Origin of the sequence: Pseudomonas sp. SG-MS2, assembly GCF_009933855.1 — a bacterium.
Lineage (GTDB): Bacteria > Pseudomonadota > Gammaproteobacteria > Pseudomonadales > Pseudomonadaceae > Aquipseudomonas > Aquipseudomonas putida_E.
Genome location: NZ_MOMO01000137.1, coordinates 1 through 25,420, shown reverse-complemented (window position 1 = coordinate 25,420; position 25,420 = coordinate 1). Strand labels below are relative to the sequence as shown.

The window sequence follows — 25,420 nt, the reverse complement described above, 5'->3', positions numbered from 1 at the left end:
TGCTGCTCGAGCGCTTGCAGGTAGTCCCTGCCGGTGCCTTCCAGCAAGTGGACCAAGTGATCGGACGCAGCAGCGCCAGGCCACTGGCCGCAGGTAGCTGGCTGGACGAGTCGAGCTTCCAGCCCGGCGGACCGCTGGCACGGATGATCCGTGCCCACGAGCGGGCCGTTGCGGTAGGCGTGGACGACGTGGTCGGCGCCGCCGGACAACTGTACCCGGGTGATTTTGTCGACGTGCTGCTGTACCTGCGCGAAGAGGCCAACAACCCGCAGTCTTCTGCCCAGGTCGTGCTGCCGGCCCTGCGCGTGCTGAGCGTCGGGGAACAGATGGGCGTTACCAATGACGGCCGCCCGGCACTGACCGCCGAGGAGCTCAAGGCCCGACGCGAGCAGGCGACCCCAGGCAACCTCGCAAGCACCCGCACCGTGGTGCTGGCAGTCCCTGAAGCCTTGGCCAGCCGCCTGATGCTGGCAGCCCAGGTCGGCACCCTGCGCCTGGCCGTGCGCAGTGCCGCCGAGCAGCGGCTGGCCCGCTATTGGGCCCAAGCGGATAGCCAACCGCAGGTAGAAAGCATCAACCGGGAACTCTATCGGTTCAGCCAGCTTTCCCAGGCGCCATTGGCCAAAACCGCCTCAACCGCTGCAGCCGTTGCAAGCATGCAGATCATCCGTGGCGCACAGGCCGCGGACGCCAACAAGACTCCCTGACAAGGCAAGGATGCAGTATGCGTAGTTCCGAGCGTTGCAGTTCAAAACGGTTCTTCAGTCTCGCGTGCCTTGCCCTGCTCATGGTTGCGCTGCTGCCGAAGGCCCATGCCGCCAGCAACGGCTGCGAAGCATTTGCCCAGCTGCCTTCAGTGATCGAAATCGACCAAGGCCTGCAGCAAGAATTGCGCTTGCCGCTGGCGATCACCCGCGCCGCCGTCGGCGACCCCAAGGTTGCCGACGTGCAACCCAGCGGTGACCGCGCCGTACTGGTGACGGCCGTGGGCCAAGGCAATACCACGCTCATGCTGTGGACAGCCTGCGCACCGGCGCCACACCGGGCCATGCTGTTCGTCAAAGGCCAGGCCAGCGCCGCCATGGCCGAAACGGGCCTGCCACCGTCGCTGGATCCGGAGTTGCCAAGCCAGGTGCAGGCCGATATCCGCTTCGTCGAGGTGCGCCGCACCAAGTACAAGGAAGCCGGCGCCCGGCTGTTTTTCAGCGGCTCGAACAACAGCCTGATCGGATCGCCGGGTACCGTGCCAGGCACTTCGGTGACACCGGGCGCCGTGCCTGTCACCTCGCCACAGATCCCGCTCAACGACGGGGTGTTCAACATCGTCTGGGGCGGCGGCAGCAGCCGCTTCCTGGCGGCCATCAATGCCCTGGAAAACAGCGGTTTCGCCTACACCCTGGCGCGCCCCAGCCTCACCGTGCTCAGCGGCCTGACTGCAAGCTTCCTGGCCGGTGGCGAGATACCGATCCCGGTGCCCAGCGCCGGCAGTGACAACTTCTCGATCGAGTACAAGGAGTTCGGCGTGCGTCTGGCACTGACGCCGACCGTGATCAGCCGCGACCGCATTACCCTGAAGGTAGCGCCTGAAGTCAGCGAGCTGGATTACACCAACGCGGTGACCATTGGCGGCACAAGCGTACCGGGGCTGAGCATACGGCGCACCGATACCAGCATTTCCCTGGCCGATGGCGAGAGCTTCATCATCAGCGGCCTGGTCGGCAACAACACCCGCTCCGCCGTGGACAAGCTCCCCGGGCTGGGCAACCTGCCGATCCTTGGCGCGTTCTTCCGGCAATCGGCCCTGATACGTGAGGAGACCGAGTTGCTGATGATCGTCACCCCGCACCTGGTTCAACCGCTGGCGGCCAATGCCCGCCTGCCGGAACTGCCCGGCGAAGGGTTGCGTACCTACGACCCCAGCTGGGGCCGGCTGTTCTTCATGGAAAACGGCAACTTCGATGGCCAAAGCGGGTTATCACGATGAACGAGAGCCTCAACCAGACCTTTCTGGGCATCACCCGCAATGAAGAAGACCTGCAGTGGCTGCAGAGCGCGCTGGCACCCCAAGGCCAGGTGATCGGCGCCAGTGGCGGCAGCCTCGATGAGCTGCTGGCGCTGATCAATGCGACCTTCAGCACCCTGGTGTTCATCGGCCTGGACCGTGAGCAACTGGTCAATCAGTGCGCACTGATCGAGGGCGTGCTTGAAGCCAAGCCGCTATTGGCGATCGTCGCTCTGGGCGATGGCATGGACAATCAACTGGTGCTGCACGCCATGCGTGCCGGCGCCCGCGATTTCGTCGCCTACGGCTCACGGGCCAGTGAAGTGGCCGGGCTGGTCCGGCGGCTGGGCAAGCGCATGCCCACCGTCACCAACAACCCAAGCCTGGGCGGCCTGACCGTGCTGTACGGCGTGCAGACCGGTGCCGACGGCGCTTTGCTGACCACGCACCTGGCGCGGGTGGTACAGGAAAGCGGCCAGCAGACCCTGCTGCTGGACCTGGGCATGCCACGTGGCGACAGCCTGGCGCTGCTGGGGCTGGAGGCGTCGTTCTATTTCGGCGATGCCCTGCGCCACCTGCGCCGGCTCGACACCACCCTGATCGACAGTGCTTTCACCCGCGACAAGAAAGGCCTGCGCCTGCTGACCTTCGCCGAAAACGATGACCCGCTGCGCCAGACCAGTGCCGCCGAGCTGTACATGCTGCTCAGCGCACTGCGCCAGCACTTCCAGCACATCGTCGTGAACCTGACCGGGCATGCCGACAGCGAAGCCCTGCGCACCATCATCAGCCACTGCGACAAGCTCATCATCTATACCGACCAGAACATCCTCGACTGCCGGCGCAACCTCGAAGTGCTGGAGCTGTGGCGCGATCATGGCATCAAGCTGGAGCATGCCAGCCTCTTGGTCGACCGCTACCTGGGCAATGTCGCCCCGGATGCCGAGAGCCTGGCCAAGCGCTATGCGCTGCCGCTGCTCAAGGTCATGCCCGACAGCCCCGAGGTGCGGCTGAACGTGAAAAACCAGGGCCTGAGCCTGTTCGAACTGGCCCCGCGCGAAAACCTTACCCAAGCCCTGCGCGGCCTGGGTGAGCGCTTGGCGCAGCGTTCGGAAAACCTTGGGCCACCGGCCTTTACCTGGCTGCGTCGGCTATGGGGCAGCAAATGAACGGCGACCAACCCTTCGGCGGCCCCAACCATGCCTCTGGCGACCCATATGCGTTAAAGCGTGCACTGCACCGCTTTGCCATCGATGCCATCGAAGACAGCGGCCGCAACCTGCTCGAAGGCGCGCGCCCGGCACTGACGCAGTTTGTGCTGGAGCAGGTGGGCGATTACGTGGCGCGACTGCGCCTGGCAATGTCACGCTACGAAATGGAGCGCCTGGCCGAAGAACTGGTCGACGAACTGACCGGGTTCGGGCCGCTGGAGGTGCTGCTGCGGGACGCCAGTGTCACCGAGATTCTGGTCAACGGGCCGCACAGGGTGTTCGTCGAGCGGGCCGGGCAGTTGCAACAGACCGACCTGCGTTTCATCGATGCCCAACACGTCGAGCGCGTCATGCAGCGCATCCTTGCACCGCTCGGGCGCAGGCTGGACGAATCGTCGCCGATGGTCGACGCGCGCCTGCCCGACGGCAGCCGGGTCAATGCAATCATTCCACCCGTGGCCCTGGACGGGCCGTGCCTGTCGATCCGCAAATTCCGCCAGGACATGCTCAAAAGTGCCGACCTGCTCGCCACCCGTGCCATCGACCAGCACATTTTCGACTTCCTCGAGCGCGCCGTGGGTCGGCGTTGCAACATCCTGGTCAGCGGCGGCACCGGCACCGGCAAGACCACCCTGCTGAACATCCTCAGCCAGATGATCGCCCCGCGCGAGCGCCTGGTGACCATCGAAGACGTCGCCGAACTGCAACTGCACCATCCCCACGTGGTACGCCTGGAAACCCGCCCGCCAAATGCCGAGGGGCACGGCGAGATCAAGGCCAGCGAGCTGATCCGCAATGCCCTGCGCATGCGCCCGGACCGTATCATCCTCGGCGAGATCCGCGGCACCGAGGTGCTGGACGTGCTCACCGCGATGAACACTGGCCACGACGGCTCGATGAGTACGGTGCACGCCAACACCGCGCAGGACGCCTTGCTGCGCCTGGAAACCCTGGTTGGCCTGAGCGGGCGGCAGATCGCCGAGAAGACCTTGCGGCAGATGATCTGCGCGGCACTGGACGTGGTGATCCAGCTGACCCGCCTGCCCGACGGTCGCCGCTGCGTCAGTGAAATCCTGGAAGTGGTCGGCGTGCGTGACGACGTGTATGTGACCAATACCCTGTTCCGCCTCGACCGCCGCGGCGGCGACGTGTTTCTGCGGGAGGCGCCGAACCCCGCGGGCAGCAAACTGCGCCATGAAGGTGTGCCATGACCGGCCCCTTGCTGCTGGCGCTGTCGCCCTTGCTGCTGGGCGTCTCCCTGATGCTGTTTCGCCGGGGCCTGTACAAGCGCAGCGAACAGCGCATTCTCCAGCGCCTGGGGCGTGCCTTTGAATTGGTCCGCAGCGGCAATGCACGGCGCGCCTGGCTCGAGCCGCTGTTGCAACGTGCCGGGCTTGGCGCAACCGACTGGCAACCGCAGCGCTGGCTGCTGGCCTGGCTCGGCCTGGCACTGGTGGCGCTGCTGGGGGCCGGGTGGGTGGCCGGGCTGATGGTGCTGGTCGGCCTGCCGCTGCTCGGCTATTTCACCCTCAGTTGGCTATGCCGACGGCGCGTGCATCAGCTTGTCGAACAGCTGCCCGCTTTGCTGGACTACAGCGTGCGCAGCCTCAAGGCCGGGCGCACCCTCAATGATGCGGTCCTTGGTGGTATCGACGGCTCTCGCGAGCCCTTGCGCTCGACCATGACCCGGGTACGGCGCAACGTACAGCTGGGCGTGCCGCTGGACGATGCGGTCAACGAACTGGCCGAGCTTTACAACCAGGACGAGCTGCGTCTGTTCGCCATGGGGCTGCGCATCAACCAGCGCTACGGCGGCAATACCAGCGAGCTGATGGAGAACCTGATCAAGCTGATCCGCGAGCGCGAACAAGGCAGCCGTCAGCTCAAGGCCATGACCGGCGAAACCCGCATCACAGCGATGATCCTGGGTGCCTTGCCGCTGTGCATGGTCGGCTACTTCCTGATGGCCAATCCGCACTACCTGCTGACCATGTGGCAAGACAGCAGCGGCCAGATGATGCTGCTGTTCGCCTTCGCCCTGCAGGTGGTCGGCTGCCTGGTGCTGTGGCGCATGATGAGGAGCCTTTGACCATGGCCTTGTTGCTCTGCGCCGTGTGCCTGTTCATCGCCGCCGGCTTGCTTGGCTTGCAGGCCGCCCGGCAGTTGCGTGCCCGCTACCTGGTCGCTCGCAGGCTGCAGGGGCGGTTGGCGCGCGAGGAGCGCCTGGGGGACTGGCTGCACTGGCTGGGCAGTAGCCCGCTGGGGCGGCGCCTGCAGAAACTCGACGGGGAAACCCAAGCCTTGCTTGACCGTGTCGGCTGGCGCCGCAGCCGCCAGCGGGCGCTGTTCGCTGCCATGCAACTGGGGCTGCCGCTGCTGGCGGTCGTGCTGACACTGATCCTGCAGCAAGGCGTGCTAGGCGGTGAAGGCACGCACTGGTTGGTCTGGCCGTTATGCGCCTTGGGTGCCAGCTACCTGTTGCCCAAGCGCTTGCTGGCGGTTGCCGCCAGACGGCGCCAGCAGCGTATCGCCCAGGAAGTCAGCCTGATGATTCCGCTGCTGCGCATTCTCTTCGAGACCGGCCTGGCCGTAGAGCAGGCACTGCGCGTGCTGAGCCAGGAAGGCCAGGCGCTGGTCCCCGAAATCAGCGAAGAGTTGCGCCAGGTGCTGCAACGGGTGGACTCGGGCCTGGCGCTCGGCCCGGAGCTGGAAAAGAGCGCCCGGGTACTGGCCGTGGATGAGTTCATCGACACCTGCGTGATCCTTCAACAGTTGCTGGTACAGGGCAGTGGTGCGATGAAATCGCTGCTCGCACTCAAGGACCTGCTCGATGACCGGCGCCTGACACGCATGCAGGAACGGGTATCGAAAATGTCGGCAAAAATGTCGGCGGTGATGATGGTATTCCTCTTCCCGGCACTGCTCATCGTCCTGGCCGGGCCGGGATTTTCCGCCTTGACGCGGGCCTTGGGCCCCTAGGGAGTAATGGATGAAAGCGACCCTGTTGTTCACCGGCCTGCTCTTGCTGACAGGATGCGCCGGCCAGCAGCCTGAAGGGTTCGGACACTTGTTCGGCACCTCGAGCTGCGGCAAGCCGAACGCCGATCAGCAACTGGCGCTGAACCTGGCGGACGAGATGCTCAACGATGGCCGCCCGCATGCCAGCCTGGCGCACCTGGAGCAGTTGCCCAACACCCTCGACCAGGTACGCTTGCGCAAGGCCAGGGTCTCGCGCTTGTTGGGGCGTAGCGAAGCAGAACCGCTGTACCGCAGCCTGATCGGCGGCTGCCTCGCGGCCGAGGGTGAGCATGGCCTGGGCCAGCTCGCCTCGGCCCGGGGCGATGACGTGCAGGCCTTGCAGAACCTGCAGCGTGCGGCGCGTCTGGCCCCCACCGACGAGCGGGTTCGCAACGACCTGGGTGTGGTGCTGATGAGCATGGGCCGGTATGAACAGGCACGGTTCGAATTCCTGACCGCCATCGAGCTCAAGGATGACAACCCGCTGCCCGCCGTCAACCTGGTGACCTTGGCGCTGCTGCAGGACAACTGGCAGCAAGCCACCGACCTGGTCGGCCGCCTGCGGCTCAAACCGGCGCAGTTTGCCCAGGCCCAGGCACGCGCCAGCCAGATCAAAGCCACAGGACGCGGGCCGATAGCTTCGGCCAGTGGCGCAGGTGTGATGGTCAACTGAGCAAAGGAGAAGGTCATGATCAGGTATGTGATGCTGCTGGCCTGCTGCACCGGTATTACCACGGCCTGGGCAGAGGATTACCCACGCCAGCAACCGCCTGCGCTGACGGCAACCGAAGCGCTGCTGCGGGTGCAGTCCAGTGGCGAACAGGCGTCCACGCGCCTGCAGGTGCAGACGGCGCGCGAGCGTGATCTGTCCAAGCAGCGCTGGCTGGAAACCTACAAGTACGCCATTCCGGATTTCTATCGCTGGACCAAGATGACTGAGTCGAACAACTGACCGGGCCTGGCGCTCTCACTGCAGGCACACGCTGGTCAGCAAAAAACCCACCAGCACAAAGGGCGCGAAAGGCTGCTTTTCAGCCCCCTGCCCTGCCCTGCGCCGCGCCCACCGTCGCAACAGCGCCCAGACCAGCAAGGTGCCGCCGGCGCCGATGAACGTACCGAGCACGTAGTCCTGGCTGGTGGCCAGCCCCAGCGCGGCGAGCAACTTGACGTCGCCGGCACCGAAACGCCCCATCGCGTAGCCGGGCAACGTGAGCAGCAACACAATCGCCAGTGCCCAGCCGGCATCACTGGCCCGGGCGCCGATCCAGCTATGCCCGGTAACCGCCAGCCACACCAGCGCACAGGCTGCGACGCCCAGGGTCAGAAGGTTGGAAATCTGCCGTTCGCGGACATCTTGCCGGCTGCACAAGGCAAGCCACAGCAGCAGGGCGATACTGGATATTGGCAATTGGCCATCCCTGTTCGTCGAAGGCTTCTATGCTGTAACTCAGGACTCCTCGTCAGGGTAGACGCAATCATGCAAGCAGGCCCGGTAGCACGGCAAAAAGGCGCGGCAGCCATCGAGTTCGTCGCCGTCTTCATGATCTTTTTCACAGTGTTCTACGGCCTGGTCAGCTACACCCTGCCAATGCTGATGCTGCAATCGTTCAACCAGGCCAGCAGCGAGGCCGTGCGCCGCTGCGTGGCTCTGGACCCGAGCAGCGAGACCTATGACGACGATGTACAGGCGCTTGCCCATGCAGTGATCCGCGAGCAGTTGGCCTGGATGCCTGAGGCACTCGACTTCCAGCCGGCCGATGCGCAGGTGAGCATGGATGATGACAAGCTGCTGAAGGTGACGATCAATTATCCGAAAAGCAAACTGCACAAGGTGCTGCCGCTGCTGGTGATACCGCTGATTGGCGAAGTGCCCCGCTTGCCTGAGAGCTTGCAGGCCGAAGCGAGCCTGCAACTGTGAGTGGCCTGTTCGATCGCCGGCTGGGCAGCCATGGCGCAGAGCCCGCCGCGCAGGTGCCGCATGCCGTGGGCCTGCAGGTGTGGCTGGACGATCAGGGGCATGTGCTGCGCCTGGCCGGGCCCTTGCGCACGCTGCTGGCCGTACCCAGCCACGCGCAGGCGCGGGTGCACGACTACCTGTATCGGCACAGCTGGCTGGCCCTCGAAGGTGTGCCCGCCGATTGGCAAGGGCAAGCACTGGACCTGGATTTTCACACCGTGCACGGCCAGGCCCTGCAGACCCGTGGCTGGCTGCAACACCAGGCTGTCGGCTGGCTGCTGCAGCTGTTCGATATCAGCGACCTGCTGCGCCAAGGCGCTCAGCAGGAGCAGTGCCTGACCTTGCGCCAGCTGGCCGCAGACGTCGGCCAGGCCGTGCGTGACTGCAGCGAAGACTGGCTGACGCAGACGACCGCCGAGCAACTGCTGCGCCTGGCCGAGCACTGGCATGCCGGCTCGGTACGCCTGATGTTGGCGGACCCATCGGGCTGGCGGGCGCATACCTGCAGCGAAAACGACTGGCCTTGGCCCGATGACCAACGCTTGCAGCCGTGGCTGCAGGCGCTTCCCGCCCATTTTCAGCAGGTCGCGCCTGACTTGCCGCACTGGCGGGCGACGTGCGCTGGGTTACCGCTGTTCCTTGTGCCTTACAGCCATGGCCATGAGGTTCAGGCCTGGTTGCTGTGTGCGGGCGCGCCATCGGTGCCTTCACCAGAGGCGGCCAAGGCGCTCTTGCAAGCCTTGCTCGAGCCGCTGCTCGCGCGCCTGCGGCAACACCAGCTGCAGCAGCGCTCGCGCCACCTGGACGAGCTGCAACAGCAACTGGGCGCAGGCTGGTGGCAATGGCCGGGGCAAGGGCCGCTGCATTTCGATCCGGCCTTGGCCGCCAGCCTTGGCCTGCCCAGTGCGGTGAGCATCGAGCAATGGCTGGCGCGCCTGCACCCGGCTGATCGGGAGGCTGCGCAAATGGCCCTGGAGCAGCTGCGCAACGGTGTGGCATTGAGCTTGAACGTGCGGCTGCTCGAAGCCGACAGTGGCGCGGCGCCTCGCTGGCTGCACTGGGTCGGGCAGTTGCACGGCGGGCAGGGGCACGGCTTTGTGCTCGACATCAGCGCACTGAAAGCCCAGGAGCTTCAGGCCAGCGCCGCGCGCGCCCGGCTGGAGAACCTGATCGCCAGTTCGCCTGCGGTGATCTATATCCAGCGCTGTTGCGAGGGCGCGTTGCACAGCGAGTTTTTCAGCGCCAGCCTGACGCCGATGCTGGGCTGGCCCAAAGATAGCGAGCTGGCGCGCCATCCAGGCCAGGCGGTACACCCGCACGACCGGGCGCTATGGCTTGAGCGAACACGTACGCTGTTGCGCGATGGCCAGGTCCGCAGCCGCTATCGCCTGCGCGACCACTTGGGTGGCTATCACTGGGTGCTGGACGAAGCCCGGCTGTTGCGTGACGACCTTGGCCAGCCGGTCGAGGTGGTCGGCCTGTGGCTGGATGTCAGCGAAGCGACCGAGGCAGCCGAGCGTGTGCGCCAGAGTGAGGAACGCTACCGGGTGCTGGTGGAGGATTCACCCGCGATGATCTGCCGCTACACCCCGGACCTGCAGCTGCTGTTCGGCAACCGGCCGCTCGCCGAACAACTGGAGTGCGCACCTGAGCAACTGAGCGAGATGAACCTGGGCCAATGGATGTCCGACAGCCAGCGCCTGTCGTTTCTGCAACGCCTGGCCGACCTTACCCCGGAGCAGCCGCTGGGCAGCGCGGAGATCTGCCTGCAACTGCCAGGGCACAGGCATGCCTGGTGGGTGTGGGCCGAGCGTGGGCTGTTCGATGAGCAAGGCCGGCTGCTGGAAGTGCAGGCAGTGGGGCGCGACAACACGCAGGTAAGGCAAAGCCAGCAACAATTGATGCAGGGCGCCAAGATGGCCACGCTCGGCGAGTTGGCGACAGGGCTGGTGCATGAAATCAACCAGCCGCTGAACGTGATGCGCCTGGCCATTGCCAACACCCTCAAGCGCGTGGAAAGCGGGGTGGTCGAAGTCGAGTACCTGACAGGCAAGCTGCAGCGCATTGATGCACAGGTGGGGCGCGTGGCCAGGCTGGTGGAGCATATGCGCACCTATGGGCGGCGCTCCGCGCTTGAGCACCAGGTGTTTGCAGCCTGGACTGCGGTGGATGGCGCAGTGGCGTTGCTGGCTGAAGGGCTGCGCGGCAAAGGTGTGGCGTTGCAGGTCGAAGAGCCGGATTTCTGCCCGGAGGTGCATGGGCATGAGGACCAGCTCGAGCAGGTGCTGATCAACCTGATGGTCAACGCCCGGGACGCTTTGCTCGAGCGTCAGGTGGCCAGCCCACGGATCGGCATCTGCCAGCGTATCGAGCAAGGGCAACTGTGCCTGCAGGTGGAAGATAACGCCGGCGGTATCGACCCACGCCTGATCGAGCGCATCTTCGAGCCGTTCTTCACCACCAAGCCTGCGGGCGTGGGTACCGGGCTGGGGTTGTCGGTGAGCTTCGGCATCGTCGAAGCCATGGGCGGCAGGCTCGAAGCACTCAATGGTGTTGACGGCGCCTGCTTCCGAGTGTTGCTGCCCATCTACAACACCAACTGAGCACGGCCGGTGGAGCAACTGAGGTTGGCGCCGACGTCGGTATTGACCAGGTCGATTCCCAGAACCTTCAGCAGCACATTGACCAACGGGTCGATCAGGGGGCTGAGCAACCCTCTTATCAAGGGTTCGATGATGCCTTTGACCGTACCGAGTACATTGCCGGCGATCACCAGCACATCGCCGAGGCCACTGTTGGCGGTGGGTTTGAAGGCCTGGAGCTCGACGCCCAGCAAGGTGTCGCTGAGGCTGCCGACCACGTTGTCATTGACCGGGCGCATGTTCAGGTAGGCGGCGGGCTGCCCGATATTGGGCGGTTCGCTAACCGGGCCCTGGAACACCAGCGAGTGCTCTACCGGGCCACTGCCCAGCAGCTTGCTGTCGACCCGCAGGCCAAGGCCGCCACCGGCGTAGGGTATTCGGCTTTGGCAAGTTCCGAGTATCAGCAGCTTGGTACAGCGCTTGGTGCCGATATCGATCAATGGCAGCGCCTTGACTGCGGTAGTGCCGGTGGTGAAGAACGCATCAGTGGATTCAAAGCGCCCCACCGCCAGCTTGGCAGCAGCGCTCTGGGCCTGAACGGTCAAACGCTTGGGCGAGCATCTGAACGTGTCAGGAGACTGCGGGTCGAGGCGTGCCGTGGCTTCGGCAACCTGAAGGCCAATGTCCAGCTGAAGCTTGTCAGGCACGAGCACGATATCGGTGACAGTGCACGGCACACCCAACAGGCATAGCAACGATTCCAGTGTCGAAGCCAGGTTCAGGCTGAGCAGGTTGCTGAGCACGTTGGTCAGTGGCGAGACAAGGTCGAGCACCGCATTTACCAAGCCGAAGACCGTGCTGAGCAGCGGCAGGTCGAGCGAAATCATCGCCCGTACCTGAGCCGTGTGAACCCTCAGTTCATCCGTACGCGGATCGCCGACCGCCGAGACCTGTTGCGGCTCGATCACCTTCAGCCGCACCCGGCCGTTGATCAGGCCGAGCACGCTAATCGGCAAGTCGGCAGTGGCTGCGCTTTCGCTCGCAGCCAGCTGGATCACCCCCTGCACCAGTTGCAGCAGCTGGATGCTGGCGTCCAGCCCCGCTTGGGCAGTACCGTTCTGAATATCGAGAATGTCGCCCAGTTGCAGCAACGTGCTGTTGCCGGCCCCCAGGGCGACCTTGCCCAGGTTGGTGACAACATCGGCGGCGGCACCGCTTTGCTCAAGTACCTTGACCGCCGCTTCCAGCAATTGTGTGGCGGTGGCGTCGGCATTGAGCAGTTGCTCGTAGTCGCCAACGGTCAATTGCAGGTCGACAGCCAACTGCTCGAGGTAGTTGAGCAGGTTGAGGTCGGTTGCGGCTATGCCTTTCCAGCCTGCGAGGCCAAGCTGCACGTTGCCTCCCAAGGCGCCGAGCAGGCCATCGAGCAACACCGACTGTTGCGAATCCACCGTAGCCAACGTAGTGCGAATGCTCAGCATGGCCTGTGGCGGCAATGCCTTGGACGCCACCGCATGGGCCTGCAGGGTGGTGGTCAGGGGAGCCCCGCCACCTTGGGTCAGGATGTAGATGCCGGCGGCAAAACTGGTGGTGACTGTGTTGCTGACATCGACCCGTATCGCTTCGTTACGGGCATTGTCGCTGGTAAACGTGCGCAGGCTATTGGCACCGGTCTGCAGGTAACCGCAACTGGCCACCAAGGGGCTACCGGGCGTGTGGCCGTTGCGGGCGGCGGCTACGCTGGCGATGGCCGTGGCCTGTGGGCCATTGCCCGTGCACACGGCAGACTGGCCTGCAGCTTCAAGCGCGGCCATGTCGGCGATGCGTTGCAACTTGCGCTGCTCAAGGTAAAGACGGCCGCTGTCGACCACTACCAGCATGAAAAGCAAGGCCAGGGCCAGTGTGGTAACCGCCATCAGGCCGATCGCGCCACGCTGCCGGGCAGCGGAAGAGGGAACCACGGGCACTCCTTTGCAGGCCAGAGGCCAGCCATCGCGGCTTTGGTCACAGGAGTGTAGTCACACCAGTGGCTAATTGCCTTGCCCTGGGGCGCGAGGGCTACCGATCAAATGCCCTGAACCAACCCGGCATCTACCCGGTCAATTCCTGCAATCACCTATTGCAGGCCCAGACCATGAACAATCCATTCGAACAGATCAGCGCCGCCTTCGCCCCCGAGTACCGCGTAAACCTGAGCATCGAGCGCCTGGACGGCAGCATCATGCTGACACTGTCCGATGATGCCGGGGTGGTCGCCAAGCGCCTGATAACCCAGGCACAGCGCAACGACCCGGTGCGCCTGCAGCGGGTCATCGACAGCATTCGCCTGGGCTTGGCCATCGAACTGGGGCAGAACCCTTTGCAAGTACTGGCCGCCCTCACCCGCGACCCACGCCAGCAGCCAGGTCACTCCATCGCCAACTGACGGCTACTTGCCCTCTTCCACTGCCTTGCCATTGGCGTCCAGCACCTTGGTCGAGGGGTAACGGTACGAGGCGTAGCGCACCACCAGGATCGAAAACGCCAGCAGCAGGATGCCCCCGCACAGGTACAGCAGGCCCTCATCCGGCGCCTTGTGGTGCGACACATCACCGATCAGCAGGCGGGTGAGCGCGGTGATCGCCACATACAGCAGGAAGCGGATAGGCATGTGGTTGGTCTTGAAATAGATCCCGACCATCGCCCCAAGCTCCAGGTAGATGAACAGCAGCAGGATGTCATCGACGCTGATGCCGCCCTTGCCGAGCATGTCCAGGAACGTCATCACCGCCGCGTAGGCGGTAATGGCGCCGATGCCGAACAGGGCAAGGTAGTGAAACCCCTCTACACACAGATTGCCCAGCGAGTCGGCCGAGCCATGCAGGCCCTTGCGCAGCTTTTCTGCCCATTTGATGTTCACGATGTGCGATTCCCCGATACGACATGAAGGATGATGCGTCACGCGTGTGACGCTTGTGCCATGCAGTTAAAGGGCCAGGCCCCTGCTTTGGAAGGCGGCAGATTGCCGCAAGGCACCTGTGGGCTACGCTTTTTTGCGGCAAGGGTTGCACCTGAGGTGCGATTGCCATTACTGTATGCGCATACAGTGATCGATAAACCAACCGCAAAAAGGCACAGAGGTGATGAATGGCCGTCGAAGTGGTGTACCGCAGCAGCCGCGACCCGGAGCGCTTGTTCATGGATAAGGCCGAAGCAGATCGTCACGACAAGATGCTCGAACTGGCCGAGCGCCTGGCCGAGGTGCTGCACAAGGCGGTGCCGTCGCTGACCGAGCAGCAGGTCGAGGAAGCCGGCATTTACATGGCGAAGAACCGCGACGTGTTCGCGCGGGCATTCAAGAGCCAGCCGGACGCGTTGGGTGAGTTGTTGCAAGGTGACGCTGCAGAATGATGTCGACGGCCTGGCCGCCGTGCGGCTTCAGCCGTATAGCAACCGCTCCGCCAGCATTTGCGCCACACGGGCGGGCGAACGCTTCTCGGCCTGAGCGTGAGCGAACACCTCGGTCAGGCGCGTCGGGATCCGTGCCAGGTGCGCGGTGATGGTGCCCAGCTCCTCGCCGCGGTGCTTCATTGCCACGTAGATCAAACCACCGGCATTGATCACGTAGTCCGGAGCATAAAGAATCCCGCGAGCCTCCAGTTGGTCAGCCACCTGCAAAGTGGTCAGCTGGTTGTTCGCCGCCCCTGCCACCGCAGCACAGCGTAATTGCATCACCGTCTGGCCATTGAGCACCGGGCCCACGCCACACGGCGCAAAAATATCGCAGGGCGTACTGATCAAGGCATCGTTGGTCACCGGATGGGCGTTGAACTGCTCCACCGCCAGCCGCACCCGACCGGGGTCCAGGTCACTCACCAGCAACTCGGCACCTGCTGCGTACAATTGCTCGGCCAATGCGTAACCCACATTGCCCAGGCCTTGCACCGCAATGCGCAAGCCTTTGAGGTCGCTGCTGCCCAGGCGGGCCAGGCAGGTTGCACGGATACCGGCGAATACCCCCATGGCCGCATGTGGCGAGGGATCACCCGAGGCCGTTGTGCTGGTCACATGGGGCGTACTCTGGGCGATGCAATCCATGTCCAGCGTGGAGGTGCCGCTGTCCACAGCGATGATGAAACGCCCCTGCAGGGTATCGACGAAGTGCCCCAGCGCCTCGAACAGCGCCGCGCGGTTTTCCACGTGCGGGTTGCGCATGACCACCGCCTTGCCACCCCCCAACGCCAGCCCGGCCAGCGCCGCCTTGTAGCTCATGCCTTGCGCCAGGCGGATGGCATCGGCCATGGCGCTCTCGTCGTCTGCGTAGGGCAGGTAGCGGCAACCTCCCAGCGCCGGGCCTCTAATCTCGTTATGAATGGCCACCACAGCCTTGAGGCCGGTTTTCGGGTCGGTGAACAGGTGCAGTGACTGAGTGCGGGTGCTTTGCATCAGCGCGAACATCGGCGGGCTCCCCTGGGAGGTGCTCCTAGCAGTATAGGCATCCACATGCACGCCAAGCTGCGACCGGACCACTGGACGAATCACGACGCCAGCGCTATTACTCAAGGGTATGCGGAGATGCCCCCATGAACCCACGCCAAGCCTGCCTGGCCTGCCTGGAACGCGAACCGGTCGCCTTGCTGGAAGCTGCCTTGTGGATTGCCGCCGAGCACGATCGCAAGGTCGAGCCCGCAGCCAGCCTTGCCAGCCTGCACCACCTGCAAGCCGAAATCAGCGCCAGCCTGCCGATGCTGCCGGTGTGCGAGCTGGCTCAGCCACTGCTGCGCCAACTCAATGCGCTGGGCTTCCAGCAGGATGAATTCCACCCACTGCGCCCGCAGGCAGCACTGATGGACAAGGTTTTGCTGCGCCGCCGGGGCCAACCGCTGGCGCTGGCCATCATTACCCTGGAGCTGGCCCGGCGCCTGTCCATAGCGCTGGAGGGTGTGGCATTCCCAGGGCACTTTCTGCTGCGCGTACCCGGTGCCGATCACCTGCTCGACCCTTGCGGTGGCCGGCGCCTGTACCCCAATGATTGCCGCGAGTTGCTGGCCCGCCAGTTTGGCCCGCATGTGCCGCTGACAGCCGAGCACCTGCACACGGCCAGCCCGGCCCAGATGCTGCAGCGCCTTTCGCGTAATTTGCGCCAGCTGCATATCAGCAATGACAACCACCTGGCCGCGCTGGTCGACGCCGAACGGGTCATGCAACTGGGCCCGGTGCAAGTCAGCGACTACATGACCCGCGCCTCGCTCTACCAACACCTCGACTGCCCGCAGGCCGAACGCTTCGACCTGGAGCATGCCTTGCTGCTCACCGAGGATCCGGTCCAGCGCCTGAAGCTGTCCGAACGCATCGGCCAGCTACCGCTGGCGAACCGTTCGATTCACTGAGGCGGTGTATCCGGCTGGCAGGACGGGTGCGCCTTGGCGAATGCAGCATGCCTGGCGGCCAATGCCGCAACCCGGCGGATACGCGGATAGCTGCCAAGGTCGATGTTGAATCGCTCGGCGGCATACAGTTGCGGGACCAGATAGACGTCTGCCAGCCCCGGCGCCTCACCAAAGCAGTAGCCATCATCGCCGATCAGCTGCTCTACAGCCGCCAGGCCTTGGCCAATCCAGTGGGCAATCCACTGGTTGACCTGGGCCTCGTCATGGCCCAACTGGCGCAACTGGTTGAGCACACTGACGTTGTGCAACGGATGGATATCGCAACCGATGATCGCCGCCACACCGCGCACCCTGGCCCGTGCTGCAGCGCCACGGGGCAACAGCGCAGGCTGTGGATAAACCTCTTCCAGGTACTCGATGATCGCCGGCGACTGTACCAGCAGCTGGGCATCGTCGGTGCGCAGAGCCGGTACCCGGCCCTGCGGATTCACCGCTACATACTCGGTACCGCGCTGCTCGCCCTTGAGCAGATTGACCGGCAGGGCCTGGTAATCCAGGCCCTTGAGCGCCAGGGCAATGCGCACCCGGTAGGAAGAGGTGGAACGGTAGTAGGTGTACAGCTCCATTGCCCTGCTCCCTCAGTTGGCGGCGATGATCTTGCCGCGGCACTCACCAAAGCCGATGCTGGCCACGCCATCACGCTTGCAACGGGCACGCAGGATGATCTCATCGCCATCCTCGAGGAACTTGCGCTGCTCGCCACTGGCCAGCTCCACCGGCTGCTTGCCACCCAAGGTGGTCTCCAGCAGGCTGCCGTAGGCGTCGGGCGAAGCGCCGGACAGCGTGCCCGAACCGAACAGGTCGCCTGGCTGCAACTGGCAGCCGTTGACACTGTGATGGGCAATCAGCTGCGCCACGGTCCAGTACATGTTCAGGGTGTTGCTCAGCGCCAGGCGGTGGGCCGGCAAGACCTGCTCACGCATGCGCTCGGTGATCAGCAGCACTTCCAGCTCGATGTCGAAGGCGCCGTTGGCCTGGTCACGTGGGTCAAGCAGGTAGGGCAACGGTTGTGGATCACCTTGCGCACGCGCCGGTTGGGCGCAGCGGAAAGGCTCCAGGGCCTCGGCGGTGACCACCCAGGGCGACAGCGTGGTGATGAAGCTCTTGGACAGGAACGGCCCCAGCGGCTGGTATTCCCAGGCCTGGATATCACGCGCCGACCAATCGTTGAGCAGGCACAGGCCTGCCAGGTGCTGATCGGCTTCAGCGATCGGAATCGCCTGCCCCATCTCGTTACCCCGGGCAATCCAGATACCCAGCTCAAGTTCGTAATCCAGGCGCGCACACGGGCCGAAGCTCGGTTCGGTGTGCCCGGCGGGCAGCGTCTGGCCCTTGGGGCGGCGTACATCGGTGCCTGACGGGCGCAGCGTCGAGGCGCGGCCGTGGTAGCCGATCGGCACGTACTTGTAGTTGGGCAGCAGTGGGTTATCGGGGCGGAACAGCTTGCCGACGTTGGTAGCGTGCTGGATGCCTACGTAGAAATCGGTGTAGTCGCCGACTTTGGCTGGCAGGTGCAACTGGCAATCGCCGGCAGGATGCAGCGCGCCCTTGAGCACAGCCTGATGCTCGCTGTGTTCGCCCAACAGCGCCAGCAACCGCTCGCGCAACGCCACGCGGGCCTCTCGGCCCAAGGCGAAGAAGGCGTTCAGCGCACCACCACGGGTAGCCTCCACGGCGGCCTTGGCCTGGCCTTCGAACAGCCCGGCAGCCAGCACGGCCTCCAGGTCAAGAATCGCATCACCGATGGCAACGCCGCAGCGCAGCGTTTCACCTGGGCGGCTGAAGATGCCCAGCGGCAGGTTCTGCAGCGGGAAGTCGCTGTGCCCGTTGGCGTGCTCGACCCAACTACGGGCAATGGCGGACTGGTTCATGGGTTATCTCCGGTTCGGGTTGAAGGTGCTCGGCAAGGTGGCCCAGCAACTATCGTAGTCGGCCTGCAACTGCGGGCACTCGAGCGCCTGCAGGCTCGGGCGCAGCACTTGGCTGGTCTCGAACATGAAGGCCATGGTGTTGTCGATCTTGTGCGGCGCAAGGTCGGCGGCAATGGCTTTATCGCAGGTTTCGGCATCGGGCCCGTGGGCGCTCATCACCCCGTGCAGCGAAGCGCCACCGGGCAGGAAACCTTCGGCCTTGGCATCGTAGGCACCGCTGATCAGGCCCATGAACTCGTTCATCAGGTTGCGGTGGAACCACGGGGGACGGAAGGTGTTCTCGGCCACCATCCAGCGCGGCGGGAAGATCACGAAGTCCATGTTGGCCAGACCATGCACGCTGGTCGGTGACGTCAACACGGTGAAGATCGACGGATCGGGGTGATCGAAGCTGACCGTGCCGAGGGTGTTGAAACGACGCAGGTCATACTTGTAGGGCACGTTGCTGCCGTGCCAGGCGACCACATCCAGTGGTGAGTGCTGCAGCTCACAGGCCCAGTGTTCGCCCAGGAACTTCTGAACCAGCTGCACCGGGCCTTCAGCCTCCTCGTAGCGCGCTACCGGGGCCAGGAAGTCTCGGGGGTTGGCCAGGCCGTTGCTGCCGATCGGGCCCAGGTCCGGCAGGCGCAACGGCGCGCCGTGGTTCTCGGCAATGTAGCCCCGGGCCTGGCCATCAGGCAGTTCGACACGAAACTTCATGCCGCGCGGGACCACTGCGATTTCCTGCGGCTCGACCTCCAGCAGCCCCAACTCAGTGGCGATGCGCAGGCGGCCCTGCTGCGGCACTATCAGCAGTTCACCGTCAGCGTTGAAAAACACCCGTTCCATCGAGCGGTTGGCGCAGTAGATATAGACACTCACCCCCGCCGGTTTGTCCGCAGCCGAATTGGCCACCATTGGCAGCCAGCCTTCGATGAAGTCAGTTGGTTCAGCGGGGAGCGGTTGAGGGTTCCAACGCAGGCGATTGGGGGTGACGGCGCCCAGCGGCCCGTTCAGTGGCTGACGCGCCAGCCGTTCAAAGCGTGGGTGCAGGGCGGATGGGCGGATGCGATACAGCCAGGTCCGGCGCAGTTCGCTGCGCGCCATGGTGAACGCCGTACCCGACAGTAGCTCGGCATACAGGCCGTAGGGGGCCTTCTGCGGAGAATTTTGCCCGACGGGCAGGGCCCCGGGCAGGGCTTCACTGGCGAACTCATTGCCGAAGCCGCTCAGGTACTGAAGGTCGGGTGACGTGTCGCGGTTCATCGATGCCTCCGGATTTTGTTTTTATCGTAATCAGATTACGAATAACGTAATTTGCTCCGTGCAACCCGTCAAGCTATAAAGGCGCGACTCGACGAATCCGGAAACCCAACCCATGGCCAAAGCCAGCTCCCCCACCGACAACGGCAAGCAGAAGGTCCGCTCGGCGGAAGTCGGCACCGACATCCTCAAGGCCCTCGCCGAGCTCTCACCGTCCACCTCCCTGTCGCGGTTGGCCGAGCACGTGCAGATGCCCGCGAGCAAAGTGCACCGTTACCTGCAAGCACTCATTGCCAGTGGTTTTGCCGAGCAGGATGCGGCCACCAACCACTACGGGCTGGGCCGAGAAGCATTGCGCGTGGGGCTGGCAGCGCTGGGCAGCATCGATGTGCTGAAGCTGGCGGCGCTGCCCTTGTCGCAGCTTCGCGACGAGCTCAACGAAAGCTGCTTCATCGCCGTGTGGGGCAATCAGGGAGCAACGGTGGTCAGCATCGAGCCTGCTGTACGGGCAGTCACGGTGGTGACCCAGATCGGCTCGGTGTTGCCGCTGCTCAGTTCCTCTACCGGGCTGGTGTTTGCCGCGTACTTGCCTGAGCGCGAAACCCTGGAGCTGCGCGACAAGGAACTGGCCGTGCTGCAGCAGAGTGCGAGCGATTACGACCGGCTGCTGGCAGGCATTCGTGAACGGGGGCTGCACCATGTGCACGGCTTGCTGATGCCAGGCGTGGATGCGCTCTCGGCCCCCGTGTTCAATGCCATGGGGCAGATCGCTGCGGTGATGACGGTGGTGGGGCCGACCTCGATCTTCCACGCCGATGAACATGGGCCGGCGGCGCAGCGCCTGCTGGCAGCAGCGCGCGATACCAGCTGGCGCATGGGTCACTCGCCGAAGGCCTGAGAACGGCCGTGGCACTGTTGCCTGAAACGTAAAGGTGAATGTCGCAAGCGGCTATTTTTCCTGCCGGATCAAGCGCTTATTCTTGAATCACTGGCCGGCATGAAGGGCACTCCCCCCGCCTTTCAGGCCTGCGAGGTTCACCGACGTTGATTCTGAAGCTCCTTGATCTGACGTCTCGATTGGCCGCTGCGCTTGCAGCGGCCTTTTTTTTGAGGTGTGCTCTGGCGGCCAGAAGACCGAGCGGCGACCGCGATGGTGCTCGTTTTCAAGGACGCTGCAGCGGATACTGCTGCAGGTTCGTCATCATCTGCTGCAACGCCTGCAAGCTGTCCTGCGGGTGCACCGCATCAGCGAAATCACCAATCTGCGCCCAGCTGTCAGCCACCTGCTCAGGGCTAAAACCTTCCCTCGGGTCGAAGCCGACACCCAGGCTACGCTCCCAGCGCACCTTGCCAATCCAGCCCCCGCCCACCTCGAACAGCTCACCGCTGCTCTGGCACTGCTCGCTGCCCAGGTAAACCACCAGGGGGCTGACCAGTTCAGGCTTGAGGCGTTCGAACACCTGTGCCGGGATCAGCCCTTCGGTCATGCGCGTGCCACCGGTGGGCGCGATGGCATTGACCAGTACGCCGTGTTTGCGCCCTTCGATGGCCAGGGTACGGGTCAAGCCATACAACCCAAGCTTGGCCATGCCGTAATTGGCCTGGCCGAAGTTGCCATAAATACCGGAGGTCGAAGCGGTGAAGATCACCCGCCCCCAGTTCTGCTCACGTAAATGGGGCCAGGCAGCGCGGGTAACCTTGTAGGCGCCCTCGACATGGACCCGGTAAACCTGATCCCAATCACTGTCGTCCATCTTGTGGAAGGTCTTGTCGCGCAGGATGCCAGCATTGTTGACCAGTACATCGACCCGACCAAAGCTGTCCAGCGCCTGTTCGACGATGCGTGCGCCGTCACTGACGGAGTCGTGGTTGGCCACAGCCGTACCACCTGCGGCGCGGATCTGCTCGACAACCCGATCGGCCGCCGAAGCGCTGGCGCCTTCCCCATGGGTGGAACCCCCAAGATCGTTGACCACCACCTTGGCGCCACGCGCGGCGAACAACAGTGCATGGGCGCGGCCCAGGCCACCACCGGCCCCCGTGACGATCACCACACGGTCTTGCAGACTTACCGGCTCGCTCATGCTCTTGGCTCCAGACAGGTTCAAGGCCTCGAGTGTCCACCAGCCTCTGCCAGCGGACAATCAAGCTCACTCAGCCTGAATGCCAGGCGATAACGCGCAACGATGTCAGTGGCTCAGGACCAGGCCACTTTTTGCGGGAAGTAGCTCAGCGGCTGTTCGCGAAAGGCCAGATAATGGCGCAATACCTGCGCAGGGGCTTCGGTGTGCGGGTAATGGCCAATGCCCTGCAATTGCACGATGTCCGGGTTGGGCACCAGTTGCTGGTAACGCTCGACCATCTGCGCTCCGCTAAGCGGATCGACCACGCCGTTGATAAAACGCAGCGGCACGCCCTCACGCTGCAGCGCACCCACCCAGCGCTCGCGATGCAGCCTGCGCTCGGTCACGAAACCGACCAGCTTGTGCAGGATGCGAGTGCCGCCGTTGGAAGCGATCAGGCTCCAGAAGTCATCCAGCGCGCTTTCACTGGGGTGAGTGCACGGCCCATAGACCTGGCTGACGTTGCGCACCAGGTCGTCGCGCCCGAACGAACGCGCCACCAGCCAACCCAGGCGGCTGAGCAGCAGCTTCTGTATCAACAGCACCCGGCAGCTTTCAGGGAACAGACCGCTGTTGAGGAACACGCAACTGGCGATGTCGGCACGCTGTTCATGGTATCGCGCCAGCAACTCCTGGGCCACACTGCCGCCGTAATCGTGTGCCAGCAGGTGCACAGGTTGGTCGACCTTGAGGTGGGCGAGCAAGGCCTGCTGCAGGTCGGCTTGCTCGATCAGGCTGTAGCCATGGTTGAGCGGCTTGGCCGAATCGCCAAAGCCGAGCATGTCGCAGGCGATGAGGCGAAAGCGCTGGGCCAGCGGCGTCCAGAGGTAATGCCAATCCCAACTTGCCGTCGGGAATCCATGCAACAGCAGCAGGGGCTCTCCTTGCCCTGCGGTCCAGTAGCGGATGCTCTGGCCCCGGAATGAAAAACTCTGACTCCGGGTACGCCAGACGCACAATGGTATCTCGGCCAAAGGCATCAGATTCGTCCCGGTATGCAAAGGTTGTGGTTATAGGGCAAGGCTGCGGTCATTGCATTTCACCTCGGCACATACATGTGCTCTCTATGTCGAGGCTGAGTCTAGTCAGCCGCCCACTCGGTGAAACTTGCGTTGACAGCCAGCTTGATGACCGAGCGAGTCAGTGGCACGAACGGTCACTGCGCACACGGGTCGCCACCACAACCTCAGGCCGTCAGGGCCTGGGCAAATGCTGCCAACCACGGTTCGGCGTCAGTCTCCGGGGTTACTGTCTCGCTGGCATCGAGCTTGAGCATCGGCTGCAGTTCACGCACACCCAATTCGGCAAACAGTTCACGCAACTGCTCGCCACCGCCGCAGTAAGTATCGCCATAGCTGGAGTCGCCCAACGCAATGACCGCCCCCGGCAAGCCACGCCAGGCGGCGGGCAGGGTGTCACGGATGCTGCTGTACAGCGCCATGAGGTTGTCCGGCAGTTCACCCATGCCGGTGGTGGAGGTCACTGCCAGCAACGCTTCTGGCGCAAAACCTTCGAGATCCTGTTGGGTGGCGCGGGCAGCGTGCCAGGCATCATGGCCTGCAGCCTTGAGCAGCGACTCGGCATGACGGGCAACTTCTTCGGCAGTACCGTACACGGAGCCGGAAATAATGGCGATTTTCATCGAGAGATGGATTCCGAAACTGAGTGAAAACGTAGGATACTAGCATCCGGCGGTGGCAAAAGGCCGCCCATCCCTATGCCCCCTTTGTCTACTGGCCAGGACATGATCAACGCACAACTGCTGCAATCGATGGTCGATGCGTCCAACGACGGCATCGTGGTCGCCGAACAGGAAGGCGATGACACCATTCTGATCTACGTCAACCCGGCGTTCGAGCGCCTGACCGGCTACAGCCGCGACGAGATCCTTTACCAGGATTGCCGTTTCCTGCAGGGCGATGACCGGGACCAGCTTGCCCGAGCGCGCATTCGCAAGGCGCTGGCCGAAGGCCGTCCCTGCCGCGAAGTACTGCGCAACTACCGCAAGGACGGCAGCGCCTTCTGGAACGAGTTGTCGATCACGCCGGTGAAATGCGATACCGATCATCGCACGTATTTCATCGGCATCCAGAAGGATGTCAGCCGCCAGGTCGAGCTGGAACGTGAACTGGCCGAGATGAACGTTCGTCGGAATTTCGTCAAGCGCCAGGAACCAAGCGCTTAAGGCAGAGTCAATCCCGTTGAAGAAGCCGTCAACTCCGAGTTCGATCATGCACGCCAATGCGCTTTTGACCCAGGACGAGCTGGATTTCATCCAGGACATGCAGCATTCCCCGCAATTGAACCAGACCGACCCGATGTCGAGCCTGCTGGTCAATGGCGACCGTCGTATTCAGTCGTTGCTGGCTCGGCTGGTGGCCAACGAGCAAGTCACCCTGCAGGCACAGTTCAACAACCAGCAGATCAACTTCCCCCTGCACCTGGTGGAAGACGAGTTCCACGCCGTGCACCTGCAGATCGGCTCGCCGGAAATCTACGAAGACGGCCCGATGCTGCGCCCTTGGCGCCTGTCGATGGACCAACCCACCGCGCTGCTGGATGCGCACGGGAAGGTTAGCGGGCTCTTCGTGCGCGAGATTTCGTTCAAAGGGGCGCTGCTGGAAATTCGCGGCCTGCCCGAAGCGCCTTCGCGCTTCGACCTGCGCTTTGCGCCAGGGGGCATCCCGGCCATCACACTGCACGGCAGGCTACGCCGGCGTATTGGCTCGGATCTCGCTGCCTACGACCTCAGCCGCAGCCCGGCGCAAGAAACCGAGCGCTTGCGTGAATACATTCTGCAGGCTCACCTTCAGGCCCACCCGGATCTGCACGCTCAGCTGTCGAGCTGACCGGCCAGGTATTGCCGCAGGCGCCGCCGCATCAGGCTTACCTCTGCACCCAGGCACGCCACCGGGCTGCCGGCCAGGCTTTCCTGGGCCATTTCGGCAGCCTCCCCCGCCAGTAGCAATGGGCACTCAAGCCCGGCAGCCAGACGGCTCAAGCGCTTGCTCAGCTCAGCGGTCGGCGCGTGGTTGGAGAACAGCACCAAAGCATCGGGCCGGAGCTTTCCAGAGACGACCGCCAATTCATCCAGCGGCTGCCCAGGCGTCAACACCGTCACCCCGACATCATCGCTGCACAACAACAGGCCGGTGACCAGCAGCTCCAGTTCCAGGCACTGCCCTGGCAACGGTGCCAGTAGCACGCAGCGGCTGCGCTGCCGACGCGTGAGCTGCAGGCGCGAGAACACCCGGGCACGCAAGAACTGATCGAGGAACAGCCACTCGCTGGCCTGGCCGAACGCACCCTGCCCCGCCGCCAGGTCGTGCCAGACAGGCATGAACACATCAGCGAAAACCTGGTCCTGACTGATGCAGGCAAACACCTGGTCGAACAAGCGGTCAAGGCTCGCGGCATCAAAGCGTTGCACGGCCTCGCGCAATTGCGCCTGCCAGCGGATGGCGGAATCGGCTGCAAACGCGTCATGCACGTTCGCCTGATCACGCGCCAGGATACTGCCGACCTTGCTGACCGCCACACCGCGTTCGAGCCACCCGAGGATGCGCCGGATTTCGTCGATGTCTGCCAGCGAATAGAGCCTATGGCCACTGTCGGTGCGTGTTGGCTGGATCAGCCCATAGCGCCGCTCCCAGGCACGCAAGGTTACGGCATTGACCCCGGTGAGCCGGGAAACTTCACGAATCGGGTACAGCTCCGAATGCTGCAGGCCTGCTTCGACTTGCGCGATAAGTCCCTGTTTGTCCATCTGCACTTAGTGACCTGTGCGCAAAAAATTGGAGGTACAGTCTACTACGACCGGGAACGTCTCAGGTTAACCTCCCTTTTGCAGCGGAGCAGTTGCCAACGAAGTCCAATAAGCGATAATCCGCGCCCGATTCTTGCATGCAAGCCTGCGTCGCCCACC

General features: G+C 63.9%; 27 protein-coding genes. 16 read left to right on the top strand and 11 right to left on the bottom strand.

Features of this window, described 5'->3' with window-relative positions; translation table 11 throughout:
- The 8 genes from cpaB to BLX42_RS12015 all read left to right on the top strand — a co-directional run.
- Nucleotides 1–707, top strand: a 707-nt coding sequence (cpaB, locus tag BLX42_RS12050) for a Flp pilus assembly protein CpaB (protein WP_161871834.1), incomplete at its 5' end; no start/stop codon positions are given.
- A gap of 17 nt (nt 708–724) precedes the next feature.
- The gene (locus tag BLX42_RS12045) at nt 725–1,984 is read left to right on the top strand and encodes a type II and III secretion system protein family protein (RefSeq protein WP_046784784.1); all 1,260 of its coding nucleotides are present in this window, start codon (nt 725–727) and stop codon (nt 1,982–1,984) included.
- On the top strand, nt 1,981–3,171 hold the full coding sequence (locus BLX42_RS12040; RefSeq protein ID WP_161871833.1) for a pilus assembly protein: 1,191 nt from the start codon (nt 1,981–1,983) through the stop codon (nt 3,169–3,171). The genes BLX42_RS12045 and BLX42_RS12040 overlap by 4 nt, the downstream gene beginning before the upstream one ends.
- Nucleotides 3,168–4,424 carry a CpaF family protein gene (locus BLX42_RS12035; RefSeq protein WP_161871832.1) on the top strand — a complete coding sequence of 419 codons (1,257 nt, stop codon included), beginning with the start codon at nt 3,168–3,170 and terminating at the stop codon, nt 4,422–4,424. Before BLX42_RS12040 ends, BLX42_RS12035 begins: the two co-directional genes overlap by 4 nt.
- A complete protein-coding gene (locus tag BLX42_RS12030; protein ID WP_161871831.1) occupies nt 4,421–5,302 on the top strand; it encodes a type II secretion system F family protein in 882 nt (293 codons plus the stop codon). The genes BLX42_RS12035 and BLX42_RS12030 overlap by 4 nt, the downstream gene beginning before the upstream one ends.
- Nucleotides 5,303–5,304: 2 nt before the next feature.
- Nucleotides 5,305–6,192: a type II secretion system F family protein gene (locus BLX42_RS12025; RefSeq protein ID WP_046784780.1), complete on the top strand. Its 888-nt coding sequence runs from the start codon at nt 5,305–5,307 to the stop codon at nt 6,190–6,192.
- Nucleotides 6,193–6,202: 10 nt separating this feature from the next.
- Nucleotides 6,203–6,904, top strand: coding sequence for a tetratricopeptide repeat protein (locus BLX42_RS12020; protein ID WP_125923844.1), 702 nt, complete (start codon nt 6,203–6,205; stop codon nt 6,902–6,904).
- Between the two features lie 15 nt (nt 6,905–6,919).
- Nucleotides 6,920–7,183 (top strand): DUF3613 domain-containing protein, encoded by a 264-nt coding sequence (locus BLX42_RS12015; RefSeq protein ID WP_012312770.1) that lies wholly within the window; start codon nt 6,920–6,922, stop codon nt 7,181–7,183.
- Between the two features lie 15 nt (nt 7,184–7,198).
- Here the strand turns inward: BLX42_RS12015 and BLX42_RS12010 are convergent, their stop codons facing one another.
- Entirely contained in the window at nt 7,199–7,633 is a 435-nt protein-coding gene (locus tag BLX42_RS12010; protein WP_046784957.1) for a prepilin peptidase, read from the bottom strand.
- Between the two features lie 75 nt (nt 7,634–7,708).
- On the opposite strand from BLX42_RS12010, the gene BLX42_RS12005 reads away from it, so the two are divergent.
- Both BLX42_RS12005 and BLX42_RS12000 read left to right on the top strand, forming a co-directional pair.
- On the top strand, nt 7,709–8,149 hold the full coding sequence (locus BLX42_RS12005; RefSeq protein ID WP_161871830.1) for a TadE/TadG family type IV pilus assembly protein: 441 nt from the start codon (nt 7,709–7,711) through the stop codon (nt 8,147–8,149).
- The gene (locus BLX42_RS12000; protein WP_161871829.1) at nt 8,146–10,791 is read left to right on the top strand and encodes a PAS domain-containing sensor histidine kinase; all 2,646 of its coding nucleotides are present in this window, start codon (nt 8,146–8,148) and stop codon (nt 10,789–10,791) included. The genes BLX42_RS12005 and BLX42_RS12000 overlap by 4 nt, the downstream gene beginning before the upstream one ends.
- Here BLX42_RS12000 and BLX42_RS11995 read toward each other — a convergent pair.
- Nucleotides 10,776–12,731, bottom strand: a complete 1,956-nt coding sequence (locus BLX42_RS11995) for a pilus assembly protein TadG-related protein (protein ID WP_256671970.1) — start codon at nt 12,729–12,731, stop codon at nt 10,776–10,778. The genes BLX42_RS12000 and BLX42_RS11995 overlap by 16 nt on opposite strands.
- 173 nt (nt 12,732–12,904) lie before the next feature.
- Between BLX42_RS11995 and BLX42_RS11990 the strand changes: the two genes are divergently transcribed.
- The gene (locus BLX42_RS11990; RefSeq protein ID WP_046784955.1) at nt 12,905–13,195 is read left to right on the top strand and encodes a DUF3509 domain-containing protein; all 291 of its coding nucleotides are present in this window, start codon (nt 12,905–12,907) and stop codon (nt 13,193–13,195) included.
- Between the two features lie 3 nt (nt 13,196–13,198).
- On the opposite strand, the gene BLX42_RS11985 is transcribed toward BLX42_RS11990, so the two are convergent.
- Nucleotides 13,199–13,669 carry a phosphate-starvation-inducible protein PsiE gene (locus tag BLX42_RS11985; protein ID WP_115273586.1) on the bottom strand — a complete coding sequence of 157 codons (471 nt, stop codon included), beginning with the start codon at nt 13,667–13,669 and terminating at the stop codon, nt 13,199–13,201.
- 227 nt (nt 13,670–13,896) lie between these two features.
- On the opposite strand from BLX42_RS11985, the gene BLX42_RS11980 reads away from it, so the two are divergent.
- Nucleotides 13,897–14,160 (top strand): YebG family protein, encoded by a 264-nt coding sequence (locus BLX42_RS11980; protein WP_046784740.1) that lies wholly within the window; start codon nt 13,897–13,899, stop codon nt 14,158–14,160.
- A gap of 27 nt (nt 14,161–14,187) precedes the next feature.
- On the opposite strand, the gene BLX42_RS11975 is transcribed toward BLX42_RS11980, so the two are convergent.
- Nucleotides 14,188–15,207 (bottom strand): Glu/Leu/Phe/Val dehydrogenase dimerization domain-containing protein, encoded by a 1,020-nt coding sequence (locus BLX42_RS11975; protein WP_046784739.1) that lies wholly within the window; start codon nt 15,205–15,207, stop codon nt 14,188–14,190.
- 125 nt (nt 15,208–15,332) lie between these two features.
- On the opposite strand from BLX42_RS11975, the gene BLX42_RS11970 reads away from it, so the two are divergent.
- The gene (locus BLX42_RS11970; RefSeq protein WP_161871828.1) at nt 15,333–16,139 is read left to right on the top strand and encodes a SirB1 family protein; all 807 of its coding nucleotides are present in this window, start codon (nt 15,333–15,335) and stop codon (nt 16,137–16,139) included.
- Here the strand turns inward: BLX42_RS11970 and maiA are convergent.
- From maiA to hmgA, 3 genes are read right to left on the bottom strand one after another with little or no spacing between them, the layout of a single operon-like run.
- Nucleotides 16,133–16,765: a maleylacetoacetate isomerase gene (maiA, locus tag BLX42_RS11965; protein WP_125923838.1), complete on the bottom strand. Its 633-nt coding sequence runs from the start codon at nt 16,763–16,765 to the stop codon at nt 16,133–16,135. The genes BLX42_RS11970 and maiA overlap by 7 nt on opposite strands.
- Before the next feature lie 12 nt (nt 16,766–16,777).
- Nucleotides 16,778–18,070: a fumarylacetoacetase gene (fahA, locus tag BLX42_RS11960; protein ID WP_161871827.1), complete on the bottom strand. Its 1,293-nt coding sequence runs from the start codon at nt 18,068–18,070 to the stop codon at nt 16,778–16,780.
- A 3-nt stretch (nt 18,071–18,073) separates the two neighbouring features.
- Nucleotides 18,074–19,375: a homogentisate 1,2-dioxygenase gene (gene hmgA, locus BLX42_RS11955; RefSeq protein WP_161871826.1), complete on the bottom strand. Its 1,302-nt coding sequence runs from the start codon at nt 19,373–19,375 to the stop codon at nt 18,074–18,076.
- A gap of 112 nt (nt 19,376–19,487) precedes the next feature.
- Between hmgA and BLX42_RS11950 the strand changes: the two genes are divergently transcribed.
- Nucleotides 19,488–20,270, top strand: coding sequence for an IclR family transcriptional regulator (locus BLX42_RS11950; protein WP_046784734.1), 783 nt, complete (start codon nt 19,488–19,490; stop codon nt 20,268–20,270).
- A 265-nt stretch (nt 20,271–20,535) separates the two neighbouring features.
- Here BLX42_RS11950 and BLX42_RS11945 read toward each other — a convergent pair whose 3' ends face one another.
- The 3 genes from BLX42_RS11945 to BLX42_RS11935 all read right to left on the bottom strand — a co-directional run bounded on the left by BLX42_RS11945 (nt 20,536) and on the right by BLX42_RS11935 (nt 23,137).
- The gene (locus BLX42_RS11945; RefSeq protein ID WP_115273584.1) at nt 20,536–21,456 is read right to left on the bottom strand and encodes an SDR family oxidoreductase; all 921 of its coding nucleotides are present in this window, start codon (nt 21,454–21,456) and stop codon (nt 20,536–20,538) included.
- A 113-nt stretch (nt 21,457–21,569) separates the two neighbouring features.
- Nucleotides 21,570–22,475 (bottom strand): alpha/beta fold hydrolase, encoded by a 906-nt coding sequence (locus BLX42_RS11940; RefSeq protein ID WP_161871825.1) that lies wholly within the window; start codon nt 22,473–22,475, stop codon nt 21,570–21,572.
- Between the two features lie 206 nt (nt 22,476–22,681).
- Nucleotides 22,682–23,137, bottom strand: coding sequence for a flavodoxin (locus BLX42_RS11935; protein WP_046784732.1), 456 nt, complete (start codon nt 23,135–23,137; stop codon nt 22,682–22,684).
- A 102-nt stretch (nt 23,138–23,239) separates the two neighbouring features.
- Between BLX42_RS11935 and BLX42_RS11930 the strand changes: the two genes are divergently transcribed.
- Together BLX42_RS11930 and BLX42_RS11925 are read left to right on the top strand one after the other, a co-directional pair.
- A complete protein-coding gene (locus tag BLX42_RS11930; RefSeq protein WP_161871824.1) occupies nt 23,240–23,680 on the top strand; it encodes a PAS domain-containing protein in 441 nt (146 codons plus the stop codon).
- Nucleotides 23,681–23,726: 46 nt separating this feature from the next.
- Entirely contained in the window at nt 23,727–24,344 is a 618-nt protein-coding gene (locus BLX42_RS11925; RefSeq protein ID WP_161871823.1) for a hypothetical protein, read from the top strand.
- Here BLX42_RS11925 and BLX42_RS11920 read toward each other — a convergent pair.
- Complete coding sequence (locus BLX42_RS11920) at nt 24,329–25,261, bottom strand: MerR family transcriptional regulator (protein WP_119688280.1); 933 nt, start codon at nt 25,259–25,261, stop codon at nt 24,329–24,331. The genes BLX42_RS11925 and BLX42_RS11920 overlap by 16 nt on opposite strands.
- Nucleotides 25,262–25,420 lie beyond the last annotated feature (159 nt).